Consider the following 20183-nt stretch of genomic DNA (forward strand, 5'->3'; position numbering starts at 1 on the left):
TAGACCTGATTGTTCGGGATGTCGAAATCGAATCAATAAGTGCGGCACCTGGTGTCGCACTTCGTATTTTTATCAGAGTGGAGATGTATGACCTCAACGAATTCCCCCCTTAACTACGATGCGTCGAAGATAGGCTTTTTGTTATTTATTGTGCTCGGTGCGATTGGTGCACTGACTCCGCTGGCCATCGATATGTATCTGCCAGCCATGCCAGCTATCGCCCAAGATCTGGGGACCACTGCTGGCCAGGTGCAGATCACGCTGACCGCTTACACGGCAGGCTTTGCTATCGGCCAACTTTTGCATGGCCCTCTCGCTGATAGTTATGGACGTCGCCCGGTGATGTTGGGCGGTATTTTCCTGTTTGCGGTAGCGGCTATGGTCAGCGCCACCACGCATGGTATTGACGCGCTGACTTATGTGCGGGCGGCACAAGGTTTTGCTGGTGCTGCTGCTGCCGTGGTGATTCAGGCTGTGGTACGCGATATGTTTGACCGTGAAGATTTTGCCCGCGCGATGTCGTTTGTCACCTTGGTGATCACGATTGCACCGCTGGTCGCGCCGATGATTGGCGGTTATCTGGCGGTTTGGTTTGGCTGGCGGTCGATCTTCTGGTTACTGGCTGCTTTTGCTGTGGTTGTTATTGCCATGGTGTTGTGGAAAATTCCGGAGACCCTGTCTGACGAAAACCGACAGCCGCTGCATTTTCGCAGTACGATGAAGAACTATCTGCGTCTGTGTCGCAGTGGTCAGGCGATGGGGTTAATTATGGCCGGAGCTTTCTCGTTTTCGGGCATGTTTGCCTTTTTGACCGCAGGTTCATTCGTCTATATTGATCTGTACGGCGTGAGCCCGAGCGAGTTTGGCTATCTTTTTGCGCTGAATATCGTCGCGATGATCGGTATGACGACTCTCAACGGCCGTTTGGTGAAAAAAGTCGGTTCGCATGCCATGCTGCGTTTTGGTCTTTTTGTACAGTTACTGGCTGGGCTGGGGCTGTTTATCGGCTGGTTCACCGGCGCTGGCCTATGGGGGACGGTGCCGTTTGTGGTGATGTTTATTGGGACCATCTCTACTATCGGCAGTAATGCAATGGGGCTGCTGCTCAGCGGGTATCCGCGCATGGCCGGGACGGCGTCTTCTTTAGCGGGCACGTTACGTTTTGGTACCGGCTCGGTTGTTGGCGCATTGGTGGCAGCGATGCCTGGCGGAGAAAGTTGGCCAATGATTTTCGTTATGGCCGGATGTTCGTTATTATCTGCGAGTTTTTATTGGACATTAGGAAGAAAAGCATAGTGTCAGACTACTATCTGGAAATTCAGAACGTCGTAAACGCGGCGTTAGCAGAGCTGAGCGCAGAGCATAGCGCCGGAAAAGTGGCCGATGCTCCGGTCGCAAACAACCATTTTCTGGTGCACTGGGTGACTAAGGCGATCAAAAGTCAGCGTTTCCACCGCTGTGTGAGTGACGATTTGCTGCGTTGGCAAAAGGCTGGCCGCTCAAAGGGCAATCAGTCTGAGCTGCTTTTTACGTTTAAGCGCATTTCTGCTTACTACGCGCAATTTTTTGCCGGTGATGCCGCCGCGGAGTGCAACGTCATTACAGATAAAAAAATTGAGCAGTTCCTCGATACGATGGAGCAGGCGGATTGGGAAGTGTCAACTTCAGAGCCTCTGGTAGGTTGCGGTAAGGTGCAGATCTTTACCGACGGCCAGAACTCGCTGGCACTGTGTGCCGAGCAGTGCGAGTCGTGTTTTGACGGTGAGCTGCTGGTTAAACCGATGAGCTGGTTTGTCCGTGGTTACCACGCCGGCTTTATTGAGAAGGCGGCCGAAGCAGGTTTTATGGTACATAAGCGCACTGATTATAAGTCGAACGTGAAGTACCACGGCGAGTATTTGATCTATCCGGGCAATCAGGGTCAGCAAGTGGCTGAAATCCCTCTCAGCTTTAAAGCTGATTAAGCCGGTAAATCACGCTTGAGTTTTGTAACAGGAGAGGAATATCTCTCCTGTTTTTTCATCTTTAAACAACCTACCTCAGAAACGGTAACGCCAATAGACGGCCCCAAATATCCCCTCATAGCTTTGCATCACATCCCCCATGTTCTCTTCCTGCACGAACAGGTAGTCACTTTCACGGTATTTTTCATAGCGGATATTAAGTAATACATTCTGGTCGTCGGAGATTTGATAGTCACCGGTCAGCTCGAAGCGATGTGCGCTTGCTCTGTTATCAGGATAGCGGTAACTGTTTGAGCTGGCGTCGGTTTCACCTGTACTGCGACTATGGGAATAGTCGAAAGAGATCTGCAGGGCATCGTGGAAAAAGTCATCTTTGCTTAATCCCAGACCAACCGTAGTGACGTAATCCCTTGAACGGGTGGTATAGCGGTTCCATCCGACTACGTCACTATTAGCATGATGTTGTGCTGCGCGAATATATTGCTGAGTAATAAAGGCGTGTCCGTTTACACCACTGTCGAGTGCAAAGTTGACCGAAGCATCATAGCCGTAATCTTTGCCATCACTGATGCCGATATCCGGAGTCGGGTACTGGTCATCGGCATACCAGGTTTCGACAACCAGCTGCAGGCCGGGGGAAAACTGATAACTGCCGTCAGCGCGCAGTTCCAGCCTGTCGCGATCGGCGAGATAATATTGTCTCAGGTGCGGGGCGTCGGGATCGCTGTTATTCCAGTCAGACCCGTCACGAGAGGCATAAGTGAGTTTGCCACCCAGTGTCCAATCGGCCTGAGGCCGATAGCGTGCCCCGATATAACCCGCTTGCTGTTCGGTCTGCTTCCGGTCGGCGTAAGGGCGTCTGTCCCGTTTATATTCATAGCCGGCGTTAAGACGCAGAGAGCGCGACAGTTTATGATTTGCCGCGACCTCTAACCGGGTGCGGTCGCGGTCATACGCTTTGCGTGTGGTGCCTATCACGGTGTGACGATCTGAATCATCGTTGCGATCCAGATAATCAGCACTGACTTTAACGGCGGTCTTGCGGCTGAGCTGATTATGGTAATCAGCACTGAGCTGGACAGTGTTGATCTCACCGCGAAAGCTGTCTGACAGCACCGGGGATTGAGGAAATGGGTTCATGCCACTTTCTGATGTGCTGCGTGACCACAATAATCGACTGTTAAAGGTTTGTTCTTCGAGCCTGTAGTTGCCGGACAGTGCCAGTTGGTGGAAATCATTGTCAGGCTCATAGGCGATCTGGTTTTGATACGGGTTAGCGGCCAATCCGTAGTGTAGCGCGGGCTCATCATTACGGAAAAATGAGCCTTGGTAGGAGAGGTCGGTCATCCAGTCCTTGGCAATATAGCTGATACCGAAATCGGTATTGAGGGATTGGTTATCTATCGGCTTAGGAATAAAGCCAGGATTATTGCCAAGGCCGGGATTCACAAAAGTATATAACGCGCGAGTGCCGGTCTTACGCTCGTGTTTCATCGCTGCATGAGGTTGCCACGGCGAATGGGGAGTATATTTAACGCTTAATTTGACGGATTCACGCGTGGTTTTTGGGCTGAACGTATCAAGTGTGCCACTAGTCAGGTAGCTGCCATTGTCGTGATAAACGCTGAGCCAGGAATAGCCAGCAAAATAAGGGGTTTCACTATAACTGCCCAGGAAACGCAGACCATCATAGCGACCGTTTTCCCATTCTAGCAGGAATCGTTGCAGGCCGAGGTCGAGGGCCGTGATGCGATTGTAGTAGCCGTCGTCTTCATACTGTTCCATGTTGATACTCAAAGCGGGATTAATCGATTTATTGAGATCACCCGTGCCGTAGACCGGTGTGTTCCAGTTATTAAAGCGGGCGCCTTGATCGTTATCCAGATACCCCAAGCCGAACTGAATATCGCCGTGCCAGTTTCCATCGCTGCTGCAGGGCTCACATTGCCAATTTGCTGTATCGAAACTGGCGCTGCGCTGCAAAGAATAATCTGCGTGGACAACGCTGGCCGCGGGCAATGCCAAGGCAATCAGAACCGATAGTAAGGATAATTTCATCTCTGCTCCTTAGTTTCTCAGCGCCTGTCCACGAGGGTGACTGGAACCGTGCACCTGGCTGTGACAGTTGAGACAACTTCCGCCGCGTACGCGCAGGTCATTGGCGGCGAATTCGACGTTAGCATGTGGGACCTGATGACATGACTGGCACAGCTGAGGCAGTCTCTGTTTCAGCATCGCCGGGTTGACAGAACCATGCGGGGTGTGACAGGCAGTGCAATCTTCACTGACCGGTTCGTGCTCCCATAAAAACGGGCCGCGTTTTTCTGCATGGCAGTCGTAACAGGCCGCGTTGACGGACGGTTGATTCAGGCTGAATTCATTGACGCTCTGGTGCGGGTTATGGCAATCGCTGCATTGCATTGTCCCGTTGAGCATCGGGTGACTGGTGCGTTTATGTAAGTCAGCTTTGGTCTGGCTGTGACAGGTAGTACAGGTCTGAATTTGTTGCCCGGCATCGAGCATGGGATCTTGTTTTTTATGCACCCGATGACAACTGGAGCAGGACAGGCCTTCAAAGGCGTGTTCGCTACTGTGCCAACTGGCTCGTTGTGTGTCCTGATGGCAGGATAGGCATACGCTGTTTTGTTTTTCAGCCGGAACCGGCGAGTCCGGGCCAAAGGTGACCATGGGCTCACGTAGCTGGCCCTTACGCGGAGAACGGGCATGATTACCGGCCGGTCCGTGGCAGGCCTCGCATTGCTTATCCCGCATCGGACCGTGGATGTTGGCTATCTTGCCGTGAACATTGGCAAAAATGCCGCTGGCCGGGTGGTCCGATTCGTCATCATGGCAGCGCAGACAACCCTCTGCGCCGCGGCGTGAATAATTTCCCGCGCTGAACTTTTGATCCAGCGTTGTCTCAGCTTCGAGCCTGGCATCATCGGCAACGCTCTCTTGCGCATTTAGCGTTGGGGACAATACCAGTAGCACGAGCATGATAAAACACCACAGCTGCACACCTTTTTTCATAACCCATTCCTGTTTTGATGCGTTATTGATCATTCGTTGGAAGGTTGTCTTGAAGCCTCAGTCGCGATAATCATAAACTTGGTGAACCTTATCAACGCCTTGCGATTGCCCGATGGCATGACAAGATGCGCACTGCTCTGAACCGACAGCGTCTGCCGCATTATCGGCGGCAAATACTGCGCCATTACTGAGCATATGCGTCAGTATTGCGTCGCCGGCAACATTATCGGGGTCGGCGTTGGCCAGCGCTGATTCCAGATGGCAGGCTCCGCAGGCAACCAACGCCGGGCTGAAATATTTGCCTGATGCCAGTGATGGGCGGGTATTTTCGCTCGTCGGCAGGTTGTATTGGCTGTTGGTATGGCAAGCTTCACAATTGTTGAGTGCGCCCGGAAAACGTGACTCTCCCGCTCTTGCCGAACCATAAGCATGAAAAGAGTGGACATGGTATTTGAGATCCGCGGCCATACCGGGATAGAACGCGGACCGCTCAGAATTGTGGCAGTTTTTACATTGCTGGAAGTCGCTTGCCGCATGAGGATGCTCGCCCAGTTTATGAATCGTTAACGCTTGGTGACAGGTATTGCACCTATTGATATCCGCCGCCACCGGCAGTTTGTGGGTCAGGCTGACACCACCGCTATCAAAGGAAGAGGCGCTATTATTGGCCGCGATGACAAACGGGTATTTAAGCAGGTCTATCCCGGTGAAGTTGCTGCAGTCGCTGAGTACGGCATTTCTTCTGTCGCCACAGAGCGGAATGTCAGCCAAATTGACCGTCAGTTTGGAGAGCGCCCCGGGTTTGAGAGCTGCCGTGCTGAAATCTTTGTGGCAGGTAAACAGACCACTTCCCAGGGCAATACAACCGTCACCCAGATTACCGTCTGCAGCCATATCCAGCCCGTTATTGGCTAACATCAGGCCATCGCCATTATCCCAGTTGAGTAATAAGTTAAGGTGACCGTGTTCATTGATGAAGGAGTTAATATCATCCAGACTACTCACCGCGCTGCCGTCTTTTTCGATACGCACATCGACTTCAAATTGACTGTTAATGAAACGGGCCTGTTCAATCGAGATCTGCAGTGAATCTCTTGCGACAGCCAGATTTTGTAAACGAGTCATGTGGACGGTTTTAGCGCTTCGGCTGGCATCCTGGCCAATAATGGGTTCGTTGTTACTGTCGAGATCGTATGGGCGATGGCACCCGGTGCAACTGTTTTGCGCGACGCCGTTACGAACCCAGTTGGTGCCGACCTGATTACTGTGCGCGCCACGATCCCGGTACAGGTGGCAGCTTTCACAGGCCACCTGAGTAGGATGTTCGAACCAGTTGTTGGCATCCGAGGCAAGCGTGGTATTGTCCGAGTGGCAAGTGGTACAGTTGCGGGTATCTTGCGGGAAAGGGTTGCCTTCAATAACCAATCCATCGATGTCCGTCACCAATTGGTCATTACTATCAACGGGTTGCTTGTAGGTGGTCAGATCGCTGCTGCTGGTGCCGATTTTAAACACATTACCGTGATACTGATGCACCAGCACTGCCAATGGACGGCGCCGGGGAGCCGCTGCCGGATTACTGTCGTTATGGCACGCAGTACACACAGCAATGTTGTTGTCGATTGAGCGATAACCGGGACCGTGATGAAGGGGCTCATTCATATGACAGTTGGCACAGGTACCCTTTTCAATCACGTTTCTGGACACAGTATTGTCTGAACGGGTGCCGGGTACCCATTCAAAAATCTGAGTGAAGCCAAGGTCGTGATCGCCATAGGCCATCACAATGCGATGTAATTTATCCTCATCCCAGGCAATAAAACCGCCGTTATCGGCAGAGTCGGCGGGGTAGGGGTCGGCAACGTTCAAAATATCCGTGATAGCGAAGGTGTAACGATAACCTTGGGCGGTCTGTACAAGCTCTCCGTCCCAGACACTTTCCATTTGTGCCCGGTTATCGCTGGCATTGCTGCTGTGATGATAACTCTTCCAGAAGGTGTTGCCGTTGCGGCCGTTGTAGGCATAAGCGGCGCTGGTGCTGTCATCGGTATCCATCCGGGCGGGCATCGCTTTCAGCACGGCAATGCGAAAGTCTTTGCTACTGTCGAATGTGACACGGCGTCCTACGCCATCTGTGACTTGAAAGTCGACGACCAGTTTGGTGTCTGTCCCGTTCTTTGCGGTCAGCAGTGCGGGGGTGTCAATGTTGACACTGAAGGTGGTTACGTCAGGTGGCGCCTGATTTTGATCATTTTTGCTGCCGGGCCCACAGGCGCTCAGTAACAGGCTGAGCCCCAGGAATAGCACAGCTGTTTTACTTATTGTCATTGTCGTGCTCCCACCTGAACTTTATCCCTACTTCAATGGAATAACAGCGCAACGGATTTCTTGTTTGCAGATTGTTTATTACTTATATGGCCGTAAACTGCTTATATATTTGAATCATCGGAATTTATTTTTTTGATTTCTGATAATCATTTTCCGCCGTTTTTAGGGCTGGTTTAGCCATGTTTTACAAAAGTATAGACAGAGAAAAAATCATCACCATATTTTTATTGTGGATTTTAATCTATAATCACAAAACTCGATTAGAATGATTTTTGCAATGTCATCGTGAGAGCTGGCTGGCTATTTTTATGATATTAGATAAGTAGCAGAACAACAGTAGTAAGTGAGAAATCCGGGCTGGTTATGTTTATAAAATATGTTGCTTATCTTGTCGTTGCCTTGATGGTTGACGCTGTTTATTAATTAAAAATATTCTACTTACTAAACATGGAATTATAACATTGGATATAAGTATTAGTTTTATTACTCTAATTTAGGATGAGCGAACATGTTTAACTCTTTAAAATTAATAATGCTGCAACTATCTTTAATAACCACTAGTACATTTTTTAGCATTGCTTCATGTGCTTCCGGCACTGATCTAATCCAGCGCTTTGAATGTGAAGCCTGCCATGGCAAGGATGGTGTATCACAAAGTACAGACATCCCGACCATTGCCGGTATTGCTGAGTTTAATCTTATCGATCAAATGCTGAGTTATCAGGAGGGTCGACCAGCTGCCAAAGTGCACCATGTCAGCGGTGACACCAGTCAACAAGGGGATATGGCCACCATCGCAACTGCGCTCACTGAACAGGAAATTGAGCAACTGGCCGCTCACTACAGTGGGTTGCCTTTTGTTCGAACTAAGCAGACATTCGATGCAGCGCTCGCTGCCCGGGGTAAAGTGATTCATGCTGAAAACTGCGAAAGTTGTCATATCCAGGGCGGTAGTGATGCGATGGAAGAAGTGTCGGTTTTAGCTGGTCAGAAAAAAGGTTATTTAATTAAAACCTTGCAGCAATTTTATAACGGACAGCGTTACGTAGATAAGAAAATGGATCAGGCAATTAAAAGCCTCACTCAGTCAGACTTATTATCGTTGGCTGAATATTATGCGAGTATGCAATGAATTGCTTTTAGCGAGTGGTATCTATGAACTGGTGGAAAAAGCCTAATTCAAAATGGCTACTTGGAATCCCTTTAGGCGGAATGTTAGCATTTATTTTAGGTGCGCTGTCCCTTGGTGCATACCATGGAGTGATGGACTATACAAATAACAATGCTTTCTGTTTCTCGTGTCACATCGGCATGGATACCATAGTTGAAGAGTATCAACAGTCGGTTCATTTTAACAATACCAAAGGGGTTATTGCTGCCACTTGTGCCGATTGCCATGTACCACGTGAATTGATACCCAAGTTAATAGTAAAAATAACCGCCAGTGCGGATGTAATTCATAAACTGACGGGAGATATCAGATTAGATAATTTTGAAACTGAGCATCGGCCGCGTCTGGCAAAACACGTGACGCAGCAGTTTATCGACAATAAATCCAAACAGTGCCGTTATTGTCATCAGATAGAGCGGATGGAGCTTGAGAATCAGGCGCGCACAACAGCCCGGCGTCATCAGATGATGGAAGAGCGGGGACAGTCGTGCATAGATTGTCACGCCGGTATTGCTCACAAGTTACCCCAATCTGAGCAATCTTCCCAACCCGCGCAATCTGAAAATACCCAAGATGAAAGCAGCGAGCCGTCATCGAGGGCTGTGAATCCTTAGTCCTGGTGACGACTTGCCCCGATGTTGTTGTGACCCTTGGGGCTAATCGTCGTGCTCCGCCAATTGGCAGATTGCTCTCACCATGCCGTTAAAAATAAACAGGTGGGCCGGCATCATGGCAAACCAGTAAAGTAATCCTGCAAACCCTTTTGGGTGCCACCAGGCGGTAATATTCAGCTCCCTTACGTCACCTTGATCTTTAATCGTTACTTCTAAGCGACCAAGCCCCGGACCTTTCATACCAAATAACAGGGAGAGGAAATGCGGCTTTTCGACCCGAATCACTTTCCAGGAGTCGATAAAGTCACCCACCTTAAGTTCCGGGCCGGGAGGCGATACCCGGATTGGCTTGCCTCCACCGACCAGAAAATCCAGCCATTCTCGGGTGCGCCACAGAATGTTGGCAAAGAAATAGCCCTTCTCCCGGCTACCGATCTGCTGTGCCACCTGCCACAATGCGTCAGCAGAGGCGTGTGTCCTTATAGTGGCTCCGGCACATTTAGGATAATAGCCGTAGCCGGCTTGCCAGCGCTGCAAAGCGGCGGGGTCGAATCCCCAGACGTTGCTGCGCACGAAAGTGCCTTCCTGTTCGATGGTGGATTTCGCTGCGTCATAGTAGCTGATTAACGGTTGCGGATAACGAGTGCGAATCGTGTCGGAATCGGTGACGTAATCATGTTCCAGTCCGGCTAATAACGCCCGGCCAATGCTTGATGGTACTGAGGTGACCAGACCCAGCCAATAGGACGCCATGGCTGGCGTCAGCATGCGGGTTGACCAGAGTCGAAAAGGTTTGCCGGTCAGCTGACAGATGACTCTGAACTGATCACGATAAGAGAGTGTATCCGGGCCGCCGGCTTCCAGTATCTGATGTCCAGATGGATTTTCCTGTGCCAGTTTGAGCAGATAGTGATTCAGATTTTCCAAAGCGATCGGGTTGGCTTTGGAGTCGACCCATTGAGGCGCAATTAACAGAGGCAGGTTATAGACGAAATCACGCATGATCTCGAACGCTGCTGAGCCTGGGCCGACAATCACCCCTGCGCGCAATTCTGTCACCGGGACGTGACTCTGGCGTAGAATATCACCGGTCTCTTTCCTTGCCTTAAGATGGTTCGACTGGCCTGTGGCTGGTTGCAGCGCGCTGAGATAGATGACGTGGCGTACCTGGCTTTGGTCCAGTGCGGATTTAAAGTGATGAGCAAGGGATAACTCATATTCGATAAAGTCATGGCCTTGCGCCATACCGTGCACCAGAAAAAACACCAGCTCGAACTGAGGCACGAGCTGAAGTGTTGCCTGCTCATCAGCCAGGTCCAGATGGGTAATCGTCAAGTGCGGATGGGGTGAGGTTCTTAGCGTCAGGTAGTCGGTCTGGCGAGCAGCCGCGGTGACATCGTAACCTTGTTCCAGTAATAGAGGGAGGAGCTGCGATCCCACATATCCGGACGCGCCCAGAACCAGAACTCTCTTCATGATCGCCTCTTGCAATGGAGTGGTGTGATTAGGTGCATAAGCGTATAATAACGGTTCATTTTTAGCCTTGCTATCAAACTCTTGTCCAGAGGTGGTCGGTTGTCTGTTGTGTCTCAAGTTTTACATTACACCAAAGGTGATTTTTTTCGTCATCTGATTGCGATTGCGCTGCCGATCAGTTTGCAAAGCATCATGTTTTCCAGTCGCGGCTTAGTCGATGTGTTGATGCTGGGACAACTGGGCGAAGCTGAAATTGCCGCTGTCGGCGTCGCTGCGCGTGCAACCTTTGTGACCACGATTATGTTGGTGGGCGTGACAACCGGTGGCGCTCTGCTGACCGCACAGTACTGGGGGGCCGGTAATCAGCGCGGGGTGCGCGAAAGTACCGCATTAACCTGGCTGGTTTCTATGTTTTTTGCGCTGTTCACTGTGGCACTGTTTCTGATTTTTCCCAGTGAGATTATGGCACTGGCCACTGAGTCGCAGCGTGTTAATGGGCTAGGCTCCCAGTACTTAATCATCACTTCTTTCAGCATGCTGGCGGTTGCATGCGTCAGCAGTATGGCAGTCGGATTACGAGCCATGCATAAACCGGGTATCAGCACTTTTTTCAGCGGGATTGGGATCCTGGCGAACGTTTTCCTCAACTGGTTACTGATATTCGGTAAATGGGGATTTCCTGCCCTTGGTATTCAGGGGGCGGCGATTGCGACTGTGATCAGTGGATTGGTCGAAGTCGGCTGCCTGTTTGGTTATTTGTATGCCAAGCAGCATTTGTTGGCGTTCCATCTTGGCGATATTCGCGCGGTACTGGTGTGGAAAACGATAGTCCGGTTTCTTAAGCTCTCTTTGCCGACCACCGTCAATTTTCTCGGCTGGGCGGGTGGGCTGTTTGTCTATCATGCCATTATGGGGCAAACCGGTGTTCAGGGTTTAGCGGCACTGTCTGTGATGACGCCGGTAGAGTCAATCTCGCTCAGTCTTTTGATTGGGATGTCGAATGCGGCCGCGGTGTTAGTCGGCAACCAGCTTGGCGCCAGAAACTTTGACGCGGTTTATTATCAGGCGATTGGTATTGCGGTAGTGAACGTGGTCGCCGCCGTGGTGGTGGCATTTTTACTCTATCTGGTGCAGATCCCCATTCTGAATTCGTTTAGTGCACTGACTGAGCAGACTCGCGATCTGGCGGACAAATTCATCGTGATTCTGAGCCTTGGAATAGTTCTTCGTTCTGTGCCTATGATGCTGATTGTCGGGGTATTACGAGCTGGCGGCGATGTCAAATTCTGTCTTGCCCAGGATACCGTCGCCCAGTGGTTGATTGGCATTCCTCTGGCGGCATTTGCAGCCATCTATTTACAGGTGGCGCCGGAATGGATTTATCTGCTGTTTCTTACCGAAGAAGTGGTGAAATGGTTTGGTTCTATTTGGCGTACAAAAAGCAAGCGCTGGATGCGCAATTTGATCGAAAACTAGATATATGACATCTTACCAATGCATCTTGATGTATATTTTGTGACCCCATGTCCAAAATACTTTCTAGAGTGCGGGAATTAGTGTAGATTCTCAGTCCTTAATTTATCGACGGTGAGTGATTTAATGTTACAACTGATAGACCTGTCCAAAGGATTTATGGATGGCGATGAGTTTCACCCTGTATTACAAGGGGCAGAGTTGACGTTAAATCGGGGCGATCAGTTGGCATTAATGGGCGAAAGCGGCTCGGGCAAGAGTACGCTGCTCAATCTGATTGCAGGTCTAGACACCGTCGATTCGGGTGAAATCTGGTTTCCTGATTTTGCCATGCACAAGAATGCAGAGCATAAACGCACAGCCTTTCGCCGTAATAATATTGGTCATATTTTTCAGCAGTTTAATCTGTTACCAACCTTGAATGTTGCCGACAATATTCGTTTTTGTCGTCAGCTTAAAGGGCTGCCAGAGGATCAGGGATTATTGCGCCAGATTTTATCGGCGCTGGATTTAATGCCTTTGCTTGGTCGTTATCCGGAAGAAGTCTCCGGTGGGCAGCAACAGCGTGCTGCGATTGCGCGCGCCTTGTATATGGAACCGACATTATTGCTGGCCGATGAGCCGACCGGAAGCCTGGATGAACGTAATGCTGAAGCGGTAATGCGCTTGCTGACCTCACTGGCGCATCAACTCGAGTGTTCCCTGCTGTTAGTGACCCACAGTGAAAAAGTCGCGAGCCATATGGAAGGGTGTATCCGCCTGCAAGGAGGGCAGTTACATGTTATGGCCCGTAGTTAAAGCACTACTCGGGCATTACCGTCGTTACCCGCTACAAATTTTTCTCGTCTGGCTCGGCCTGACACTCAGTGTTTCCCTGTTAGTTGGCGTTACCGCAATCAACAACCATGCTCGTCAAAGTTACGAACATGGCGAAAAGCTGTTTTCTAACCCTCTTCCTTATCGAATCCGTACCAAACACGTCGCCAATAAAATTCCGCAGGGCTTCTACGTCCAGTTGCGTCGGGAGGGTTTCAACCAGTGTGCTCCGTTTGACAGTTACCGACTGACAACCAAATCCGGTGCTGATTTCACTCTGCTCGGTATTGATCCGGTCGCCATGCTGCCGCTGGGGAATGGTCTGACATTAGATCAGATGAGTATGTTGGCACTGATGCAAAAACCGTCCCCTTTGATGGTGAGTCAGGATTTTGCTGCGCTGCAAGGCTGGTCCGCCGGCGATCCGGTGACTCTGGACGATGGCACTGAGCTCGGCCCTGTGGTGATTGATACGCACAACTTGATTAACGGCACTCGGATTGTTGCGGACCTGTCATTAGTTCGTGAGCTGAGACCAAGCGCTGGCTTGTCGGTTATCGCCTGCACGGATATGCCGCCGGAGAAGCTACAACAACTGAAAAGAGCTCTGCCAAATGGAATGACGTTAGTGCGCAGTTCGCGCGCAGAGCTGGAATCTCTCACTCAGGCTTTCCATATGAATCTGACCGCGATGGGAATGCTGGCGTTTTTGGTTGGGTTATTTATTTTCTACCAGGCGATGTCGCTGTCGCTCATCCAGCGTCAGCCTTTGGTTGGTATATTACGTCAAACCGGGGTCTCTGGCTGGCAACTGGCGAAAGCGTTATCACTTGAGTTGCTTGTTCTGGTTATTCTGAGCTGGCTGTGCGGCAATGTGTTTGGCCTGATGCTGGCCAATAAGTTAATGCCAGCGGTATCGGCCAGCCTGGCTAATCTGTATGACGCCAACGTAGGGCTGGCGATAGACTGGGATTGGAGCTGGAGTTCATACAGCTTATTTATGGCGATTTTCGGGGCGTTTGCTTCTTGTGCATGGCCATTGATCCGGTTGCTAAAATCGCAGCCGATACGACTGACAACCCGTCTTTCCCTGATGCGTTTTGCCCGTTCTGAATTCACCTTACAAGCCTTGATTGCGAGCTGCCTGTTTGTGGCAGCAATGGCGGTGTATCAGGCGCCGAAAACTCAGTCGTCCGGCTTTGCCATTATCGCGTTACTGCTGATCAGTGTGGCTCTGATGACGCCATTCATAATCTGGAATGTATTTAAGAGTTTCTCTTACACCATGCGCTGGGTAAAAGTACGCTGGTTCTTTGCCGATGCAGCAGCGAGTATGAGTTATCGTGGCGTAGCGACAATGGCATTTATGCTGGCTATGGCGGCCAATATCGGGGTGGAAACCACGGTCGGCAGTTTCCGTGAGACGACAGAAAAATGGCTGTCACAGCGTCTGGCGGCTGACTTATATCTCTATCCAACCGTGAGTTCGGCTGCCCGGATGAGTGAATGGCTGTCGAAACAACCGGACGTCGATAATGTCTGGTGGCGCTGGGAGAAAGATTTCTCGACCAATAATGGTGCTTTGCAGGTGGTCAGTACCGGTACTTCGCAAGGGGAACTGGATGCTCTGACGGTGAAGCTAGGTGTGCCTGACTACTGGTATCATTTGCATCATTCGCGTGGCGTGATGGTCAGCGAATCCATGGCGATTAAACTGGGCATACGACCGGGTGATTATATCGATCTCTCGATGCCATTGGGCCAGGGCTGGCTGGTGGTCGGCGTCTATTATGACTATGGTAACCCTTATAATCAGGTGCTGATGTCTCATCGCAACTGGCTGTACGCTTTTGCTGGTACGGGGAATGTCGCTCTGGCCGTGAAGATGAAAGATGATACTCAGGTCAACGTGCTGAAAAAGCGTCTTGATTCGGTATTCAGGCTCGATTCGGAACGGGTGTTCGACAACCATAGCCTGCATAAAAAAGCCATGCGGGTCTTTGACCGGACTTTTGCTATTGCCGATACCCTGGGTAACATCACCTTGTTAATTGCGGTGTGTGGTATTTTCTTTGCGACCGTTGCCGGTGAAGTCTCCCGTCAGCGGCATATTGCTTTGCTGCGTTGTCTGGGCATGTCTGGAAAAGAACTGGTCGCAGTCGGGGCGTTACAGCTGTTTGTGTTTGGCGCGATTTCTCTGATTATTGCGCTGCCGTTGGGGATTGTATTGGCTAAGTTAATGATTGATGTTGTGATTCGTCAATCGTTCGGGTGGACAATGGCATTGCAAATGATTCCGTCTCTTTATATGCAAACCGCCATGTTGTCGATGCTGGCTCTGATTATTGCAGGGGCTCTACCTGTGATGCGATTGGTTCGTCGCTCGCCAATGAAATCATTAAGGGATGCGCTGTAATGGCAGTACTGAATAAAAGACTGGTGAAGCTGTTGGTGGTTACGACCGTATTGGCGGTTATCGCATTGATCGGTTCATTGCTGTATGCCATCTTCGCTCCGACCCAATACCAGCCCGATGACAACGATTTGGATTCTCTGTTTGCCTCACAATCGCAAAAAGTATTTGAATCGGCACTGCCGGGTAAGTCTGTGGTTTTACCCGCAGACTTCGCTATGCATCCGGACTATCAACATGAGTGGTGGCACTTCTTTGCCAATGTCAAAGATACGCACGGCAACGAATATGGTGTGCAATGGAATTATTTCCGTATCGCGCGTGATGATCTGGAGCATCCGGGCTGGGATAACTCCCAACTCTATTTTTCACATGTGGTGATCTCGACCCGTGATCACGTCTGGCGTGAACAACGTATGGCCCGCGGTGGTATCGGACTCGCCGGGCTCAATGCAAAACCTTTTCGGATGTGGATTGATAACTGGTCCTGGAGTGCTAAAGATGAGAACCCGTTCCCCGGGCGTTTGAGCGTTAATACCGATTCTTTCGCGTTGTCGCTGAAGATGGAACAAACCGGACAGTATGTGATTCCCGGTGAGCAGGGTTATCAGGCCAAGCATAACCTGATGCCGGTTGCGTCATATAATATTCAGGCGCCGTTTATCAAGGTACGTGGTTCGCTTAAACTTAGCAATAATATGCCTCCGGTTGCAGTTGAAGGGACGGCGTGGATGAGCAAAGAGTGGGGCAGCGGTTTGCTGGCAGAAGGTCAGCGTGGCTGGGACTGGTTCGTGCTTGACCTCGATCAGGATACCACACTGACAGTCAGTCGATTCCGACACAATCTGCAGTTACCCTATGTATTCGGAACCTTGTCGACCCGCAATGGTAGAGTGATCACACTGAATGAATCTGATGTGATGATCACCCCTCTGCACATGATGTCTTTGGCGAACGGTAAATTAGTCCCGTTGCAGTGGAATATTTCGATCCCGAGCCAGAATATCAATATTACCACCAGTGTACTCAACCAACATTTGTGGCTACCCTTCGCTCTGCCATACTGGCAGGGGCCGATTTACTCGTTCGGAACACACCGTGCTCACGGTTTTATGCAACTGACGGGTTACTAAACTATCATTTTCTGTAATACGTTAAAAACGACAAACACTTCATACTTATGAGTCGGAACGGGAACATCTTAGATCTTCCCGTTTTGTTATTTTCCCTCAAAAGCGGTTTTCTTTACTCGATTTCCTATACTTAGAGTTTGGGATTGTTTAAACGGAATAAACGTAACATGAAGCTTAACTGTTCGGGATTTTCGAGGTTTATGTTCATTACAAGCGATTTCTCAAGCGATAAGTGAGTGGATACACTCAATTTATTCTTTTGTTTATCGTTGACTAACATAACGACAAGGACGATTTAATGACTGACACAATTCGTGACTTTTTCAAAATGGAATCAGCCGGAGGGATCATCTTAGTGATCGCTGCGGTGGTTGCCATGACCATTGCAAACTCACCTCTCAATGAATTCTATCAGGGTGCACTGCACAGCTACCTGTTTGGTATGTCTGTTTCTCACTGGATTAACGATGGCCTGATGGCTGTGTTTTTCATGTTAATTGGCCTGGAAGTAAAACGTGAGCTGCTGGAAGGGGCACTGAAGTCGCGTGAAACGGCCATTTTTCCGGCTATCGCCGCTGTAGGTGGTATGCTTGCGCCGGCACTGATTTATGTGCTGTTTAACTCGGGAGATCCTCAAGCTATTCAGGGGTGGGCGATCCCGGCGGCAACTGATATCGCGTTTGCTTTGGGTATCATGGCGTTGTTGGGAAATCGGGTGCCGGTGAGCCTGAAAGTATTCCTGTTGGCGCTGGCCATCATTGATGACTTGGGTGTGGTTGTGATCATTGCGCTCTTCTATACCAGCGATTTATCAACCATAGCGCTGACAATTGGCTTTATCATGACGGGTGTGCTGTTCCTGCTTAATGCTAAACACGTTACCAAAATCAGTGTTTACATGGTGGTTGGCCTGATTTTGTGGGTTGCGGTACTGAAGTCGGGTGTTCATGCGACACTGGCCGGTGTGGTGATCGGTTTTGCAATTCCTCTGAAGGGCAAACAGGGTGAGCACTCTCCGCTGAAACATATGGAACATGCACTGCATCCTTATGTGTCGTTTGGTATTTTGCCTCTGTTTGCATTCGCTAACGCAGGTATTTCACTGGCCGGTGTTTCTCTGGCTGGTCTGGCTTCAACCCTGCCTTTAGGTGTTGCGCTTGGCCTGTTACTGGGTAAACCTCTCGGGATTTTCACCTTCAGTGTTGCAGCGGTAAAAATGGGTGTGGCTAAATTGCCGGAAGGTATTAACCTTAAGCACATCTTTGCAGTATCTGTGCTGTGTGGTATTGGTTTCACCATGTCGATCTTTATCTCCTCACTGGCGTTTGGTAGCGCCAATGCAGACTACGACACCTATGCTCGACTGGGTATTTTGATGGGTTCCACCACAGCAGCGATTCTTGGTTACGGCTTGCTGAGTCTGTCACTGCCAAAGAAGAAGGTTGAGAATGCGGCGTCTGCTCAAGTAGACAACAGAACCTGATAAGGGCAAATGTCCGAAAAATATAAACGAAAGGCCCCGCAGGGCCTTTTTTGTTGTGTCTGGCTTCGTTCTTTACCACTTTTGCTGTTCATGACTTTCATTATGACGCCCGTTTCGTGGTGGCGAAGGCCTAAGATGAAGATGGTCAGCTATTTCTTTTTGGTGGTAAAAATCGTCCATTCTTCAACTACTTTTTCTTTTAAGCCCACAACGGTTGCTGTAACGCGCCTGTTTACCGCATGCGCTGAATTGGAATCGCCATCGTCGACTAAGCGGCTTTCACCATAGCCGACAATCCTCACGCGCTTAGCGTCAATACCGTAAGAGAGTAATTTGCGTTCTACCGCGTCTGCGCGTTGCTTCGATAAGTCCAGGTTATAATCATTTGTGCCGACTTTACTGGTATAGCCCTGAATCTCAATAGAAGCACTGGGATATGTTTTCAGAAACATCGCCATTTCCTGAATTTGATCGGAAAATACCGGGTTGATTTCATAGGAGTCATGGGCAAACAAAATATGTAGCTGGCGCTTATCTGAATCCTGAATCACTTCACCGCAACCATCATTATCGATCAGTGCTCCTTTGGGTGTATCCGGACACAGATCACGTGCGTTGATCACGCCATCCCAATCGTCATCTTGCAGATCGGCAACCTGATTCGCCAGCGGCGTTTTGATGTAATCATATTCGTCACCAGCCAAGCTGGGACAAGCTGCCAGGCTGATCATGACAGAGAGTGAGAGAATGGTTATTTTCATATCAGTACTCCACTTTCTTGGTCCATTCCTGCGGAATATCGACCAGCAGGGCGTCAATCAATACGCCAACCGCATTCATAACACGATATTTTGCGTATTGCTCGGCATAGTGCGCATCCAGATAATCCCGGCGAGCTTCAAACAGTTCATTTTCTGTGTTTAGCAGGTCAAGCAGGGTTCGCTGGCCGATCTGATACTGCTTCTCGTAAGCAATCACGGTTTGCGATGCAGAATCGACATGGTCTGCCAGAAAGTCCTTTTGTTGCAGAGTTAAGTCGAGCGCGCTCCAGGATAGTCGCAGTCCTTCTTCCACCTGACGGTAGGCGTTATCGCGTAAATCTTTTGAGCGATTGAGCTGATATGCAGCACTTTCACTGCGGTCACTGTCGCTGCCCCCGTTATACAGGTTGTAGTTTAAGCGTAGCATCGCGATGGTTTCGCTCGCTCCGCCGCGATCACCACCTGCATCATCACGCCAAGTCTGGCGTGCTTCAAAATAGATGGTCGGATAGTAGGGGCTTTTCGACTGCTTATACTGGAAGCGGGCAGCGTCGACATCCGCGGCTGAGACCTTGATGACCGGATGGTTGTCCAGAGCAAGCGCCATAGCATCGGTCAACGACAACGGAATTTTAGCGGCGTCTGCGCGGGGATAAATCAGGCCGAGTGGAGCCTGACCGACCAGACGTTCAAACTGTGTGTGAGTATCAAACAGATTATTCTGGGCAGCTAATAAGTTGCCCTGTGCCCGGGCTATCCGTGCTTCAACCTGCGTCAGGTCCGCAGTCGAGCCGATACCGGAGTCTACGCGTCGCTTGATATCCCGGTAGATGCGTTTATGCACAGCCAAATTACTTTCTGACAGAGCCAAAACTTCTTTTGCTTTAACTGCATTGAGATACACATCAGTCACCTGTAGCGCAAGGTTAGAGGCGTCATCAAGCAGTTGTAACCGCTCGGATTCTGCATCAGCGGCGGTACGGTCCATATCGTTCAGAGTGGCATTACCATCCCAAATCAATTGGTTAAGAATAATGCTGGCTTCTTTGCGGGTCAGGTCTGTGTCTTCGTTGCCGGTGGATGAAGCAGGGCGGATACCTTCGTACCCGATGCCTGCATCAAGGTCCAGCGTAGGGAGATAAGCTCCGGCGGCAGCATCACTCTCTTTAACACTACTGACGTATTGGTTGTAACTGGCTTTTATTTCAGGATTATTTGCCAACGCAAGCGCTACAGCCTGCTCAAGTGTCTGAGCTGAAGCTTGCAAGGATATAGACAACAAACATCCTGCCAAAAGGGGAATGGTCCGTTTCACAGGGTCGCTCCTATTAGTATTTAAATGATTTGTTGAGGCATTCTGATTCGCACTGCAGACACGAATTTACAGCGATTGCTATCTCAAATCGGAGGTTACTGGAAGCTTAGTTGATAATTTAGAAAGTTGAGAGATTAGTTCAAAAAAGTGCTAATGAATAATTTCTATATATATTGATATCTTAGTCAGTATTAGGATTAAAACTC

General features: G+C 49.9%; 15 protein-coding genes. 9 read left to right on the forward strand and 6 right to left on the reverse strand.

From position 1 onward, the window contains the following. The first annotated feature begins 87 nt into the window (after window positions 1-87). Together KNV97_RS10110 and KNV97_RS10115 are read left to right on the forward strand one after the other, a co-directional pair. Window positions 88-1296 carry a Bcr/CflA family multidrug efflux MFS transporter gene (locus tag KNV97_RS10110; RefSeq protein WP_218563031.1) on the forward strand — a complete coding sequence of 403 codons (1209 nt, stop codon included), beginning with the start codon at window positions 88-90 and terminating at the stop codon, window positions 1294-1296. Then, window positions 1296-1964, forward strand: a complete 669-nt coding sequence (locus tag KNV97_RS10115; RefSeq protein ID WP_218563032.1) for a DUF2913 family protein — start codon at window positions 1296-1298, stop codon at window positions 1962-1964. The genes KNV97_RS10110 and KNV97_RS10115 overlap by 1 nt, the downstream gene beginning before the upstream one ends. A 75-nt stretch (window positions 1965-2039) precedes the next feature. Here KNV97_RS10115 and KNV97_RS10120 read toward each other — a convergent pair whose 3' ends face one another. From KNV97_RS10120 to KNV97_RS10130, 3 genes are read right to left on the reverse strand one after another with little or no spacing between them, the layout of a single operon-like run. Beyond that, the gene (locus tag KNV97_RS10120; RefSeq protein WP_218563033.1) at window positions 2040-4022 is read right to left on the reverse strand and encodes an MtrB/PioB family decaheme-associated outer membrane protein; all 1983 of its coding nucleotides are present in this window, start codon (window positions 4020-4022) and stop codon (window positions 2040-2042) included. Window positions 4023-4031: 9 nt separating this feature from the next. Further along, window positions 4032-4994, reverse strand: a complete 963-nt coding sequence (locus KNV97_RS10125; RefSeq protein WP_218563034.1) for a DmsE family decaheme c-type cytochrome — start codon at window positions 4992-4994, stop codon at window positions 4032-4034. Between the two features lie 57 nt (window positions 4995-5051). Continuing rightward, a complete protein-coding gene (locus tag KNV97_RS10130; RefSeq protein WP_218563035.1) occupies window positions 5052-7322 on the reverse strand; it encodes an OmcA/MtrC family decaheme c-type cytochrome in 2271 nt (756 codons plus the stop codon). 508 nt (window positions 7323-7830) lie between these two features. On the opposite strand from KNV97_RS10130, the gene KNV97_RS10135 reads away from it, so the two are divergent. Next, window positions 7831-8454 carry a c-type cytochrome gene (locus KNV97_RS10135; protein WP_136484788.1) on the forward strand — a complete coding sequence of 208 codons (624 nt, stop codon included), beginning with the start codon at window positions 7831-7833 and terminating at the stop codon, window positions 8452-8454. Window positions 8455-8477: 23 nt separating this feature from the next. Next, a complete protein-coding gene (locus tag KNV97_RS10140) occupies window positions 8478-9107 on the forward strand; it encodes a NapC/NirT family cytochrome c (RefSeq protein WP_136484790.1) in 630 nt (209 codons plus the stop codon). A 42-nt stretch (window positions 9108-9149) separates the two neighbouring features. Here the strand turns inward: KNV97_RS10140 and KNV97_RS10145 are convergent, their stop codons facing one another. Beyond that, entirely contained in the window at window positions 9150-10583 is a 1434-nt protein-coding gene (locus KNV97_RS10145; protein WP_136484792.1) for a DUF2867 domain-containing protein, read from the reverse strand. A gap of 99 nt (window positions 10584-10682) precedes the next feature. Here KNV97_RS10145 and KNV97_RS10150 point away from each other — a divergent pair, with 99 nt between their 5' ends. The 5 genes from KNV97_RS10150 to nhaA all read left to right on the forward strand — a co-directional run bounded on the left by KNV97_RS10150 (window position 10683) and on the right by nhaA (window position 17901). After that, window positions 10683-12059, forward strand: coding sequence for an MATE family efflux transporter (locus tag KNV97_RS10150; RefSeq protein WP_136484794.1), 1377 nt, complete (start codon window positions 10683-10685; stop codon window positions 12057-12059). A gap of 123 nt (window positions 12060-12182) precedes the next feature. After that, window positions 12183-12854 carry an ABC transporter ATP-binding protein gene (locus KNV97_RS10155; protein WP_136484796.1) on the forward strand — a complete coding sequence of 224 codons (672 nt, stop codon included), beginning with the start codon at window positions 12183-12185 and terminating at the stop codon, window positions 12852-12854. Then, window positions 12835-15288 (forward strand): ABC transporter permease, encoded by a 2454-nt coding sequence (locus KNV97_RS10160; protein ID WP_136484798.1) that lies wholly within the window; start codon window positions 12835-12837, stop codon window positions 15286-15288. The genes KNV97_RS10155 and KNV97_RS10160 overlap by 20 nt, the downstream gene beginning before the upstream one ends. Next, window positions 15288-16418: a lipocalin-like domain-containing protein gene (locus KNV97_RS10165; RefSeq protein ID WP_136484800.1), complete on the forward strand. Its 1131-nt coding sequence runs from the start codon at window positions 15288-15290 to the stop codon at window positions 16416-16418. The genes KNV97_RS10160 and KNV97_RS10165 overlap by 1 nt, the downstream gene beginning before the upstream one ends. Before the next feature lie 298 nt (window positions 16419-16716). After that, entirely contained in the window at window positions 16717-17901 is a 1185-nt protein-coding gene (gene nhaA / locus KNV97_RS10170) for a Na+/H+ antiporter NhaA (protein WP_136484802.1), read from the forward strand. A 149-nt stretch (window positions 17902-18050) separates the two neighbouring features. Here the strand turns inward: nhaA and KNV97_RS10175 are convergent, their stop codons facing one another. Both KNV97_RS10175 and KNV97_RS10180 read right to left on the reverse strand, forming a co-directional pair. Further along, the gene (locus KNV97_RS10175; protein WP_218563036.1) at window positions 18051-18662 is read right to left on the reverse strand and encodes an OmpA family protein; all 612 of its coding nucleotides are present in this window, start codon (window positions 18660-18662) and stop codon (window positions 18051-18053) included. A gap of 1 nt (window position 18663) precedes the next feature. Next, entirely contained in the window at window positions 18664-19941 is a 1278-nt protein-coding gene (locus KNV97_RS10180) for a TolC family outer membrane protein (protein WP_136484805.1), read from the reverse strand. Window positions 19942-20183 lie beyond the last annotated feature (242 nt).

The organism is Vibrio ostreae, from assembly GCF_019226825.1.
In the GTDB taxonomy this organism is placed as follows: domain Bacteria; phylum Pseudomonadota; class Gammaproteobacteria; order Enterobacterales; family Vibrionaceae; genus Vibrio; species Vibrio ostreae.

Coding starts and splice junctions, on each gene's coding strand:
- KNV97_RS10140 (WP_136484790.1), top strand. CDS start 8,478: ATGAACTGGTGGAAAAAGCCTAATTCAAAATGGCTACTTGGAATCCCT.
- KNV97_RS10175 (WP_218563036.1), bottom strand. CDS start 18,662: ATGAAAATAACCATTCTCTCACTCTCTGTCATGATCAGCCTGGCAGCT.
- KNV97_RS10110 (WP_218563031.1), top strand. CDS start 88: ATGACCTCAACGAATTCCCCCCTTAACTACGATGCGTCGAAGATAGGC.
- KNV97_RS10135 (WP_136484788.1), top strand. CDS start 7,831: ATGTTTAACTCTTTAAAATTAATAATGCTGCAACTATCTTTAATAACC.
- KNV97_RS10130 (WP_218563035.1), bottom strand. CDS start 7,322: ATGACAATAAGTAAAACAGCTGTGCTATTCCTGGGGCTCAGCCTGTTA.
- KNV97_RS10160 (WP_136484798.1), top strand. CDS start 12,835: ATGTTATGGCCCGTAGTTAAAGCACTACTCGGGCATTACCGTCGTTAC.
- KNV97_RS10125 (WP_218563034.1), bottom strand. CDS start 4,994: ATGAAAAAAGGTGTGCAGCTGTGGTGTTTTATCATGCTCGTGCTACTG.
- KNV97_RS10120 (WP_218563033.1), bottom strand. CDS start 4,022: ATGAAATTATCCTTACTATCGGTTCTGATTGCCTTGGCATTGCCCGCG.
- KNV97_RS10165 (WP_136484800.1), top strand. CDS start 15,288: ATGGCAGTACTGAATAAAAGACTGGTGAAGCTGTTGGTGGTTACGACC.
- KNV97_RS10145 (WP_136484792.1), bottom strand. CDS start 10,583: ATGAAGAGAGTTCTGGTTCTGGGCGCGTCCGGATATGTGGGATCGCAG.
- nhaA (WP_136484802.1), top strand. CDS start 16,717: ATGACTGACACAATTCGTGACTTTTTCAAAATGGAATCAGCCGGAGGG.
- KNV97_RS10155 (WP_136484796.1), top strand. CDS start 12,183: ATGTTACAACTGATAGACCTGTCCAAAGGATTTATGGATGGCGATGAG.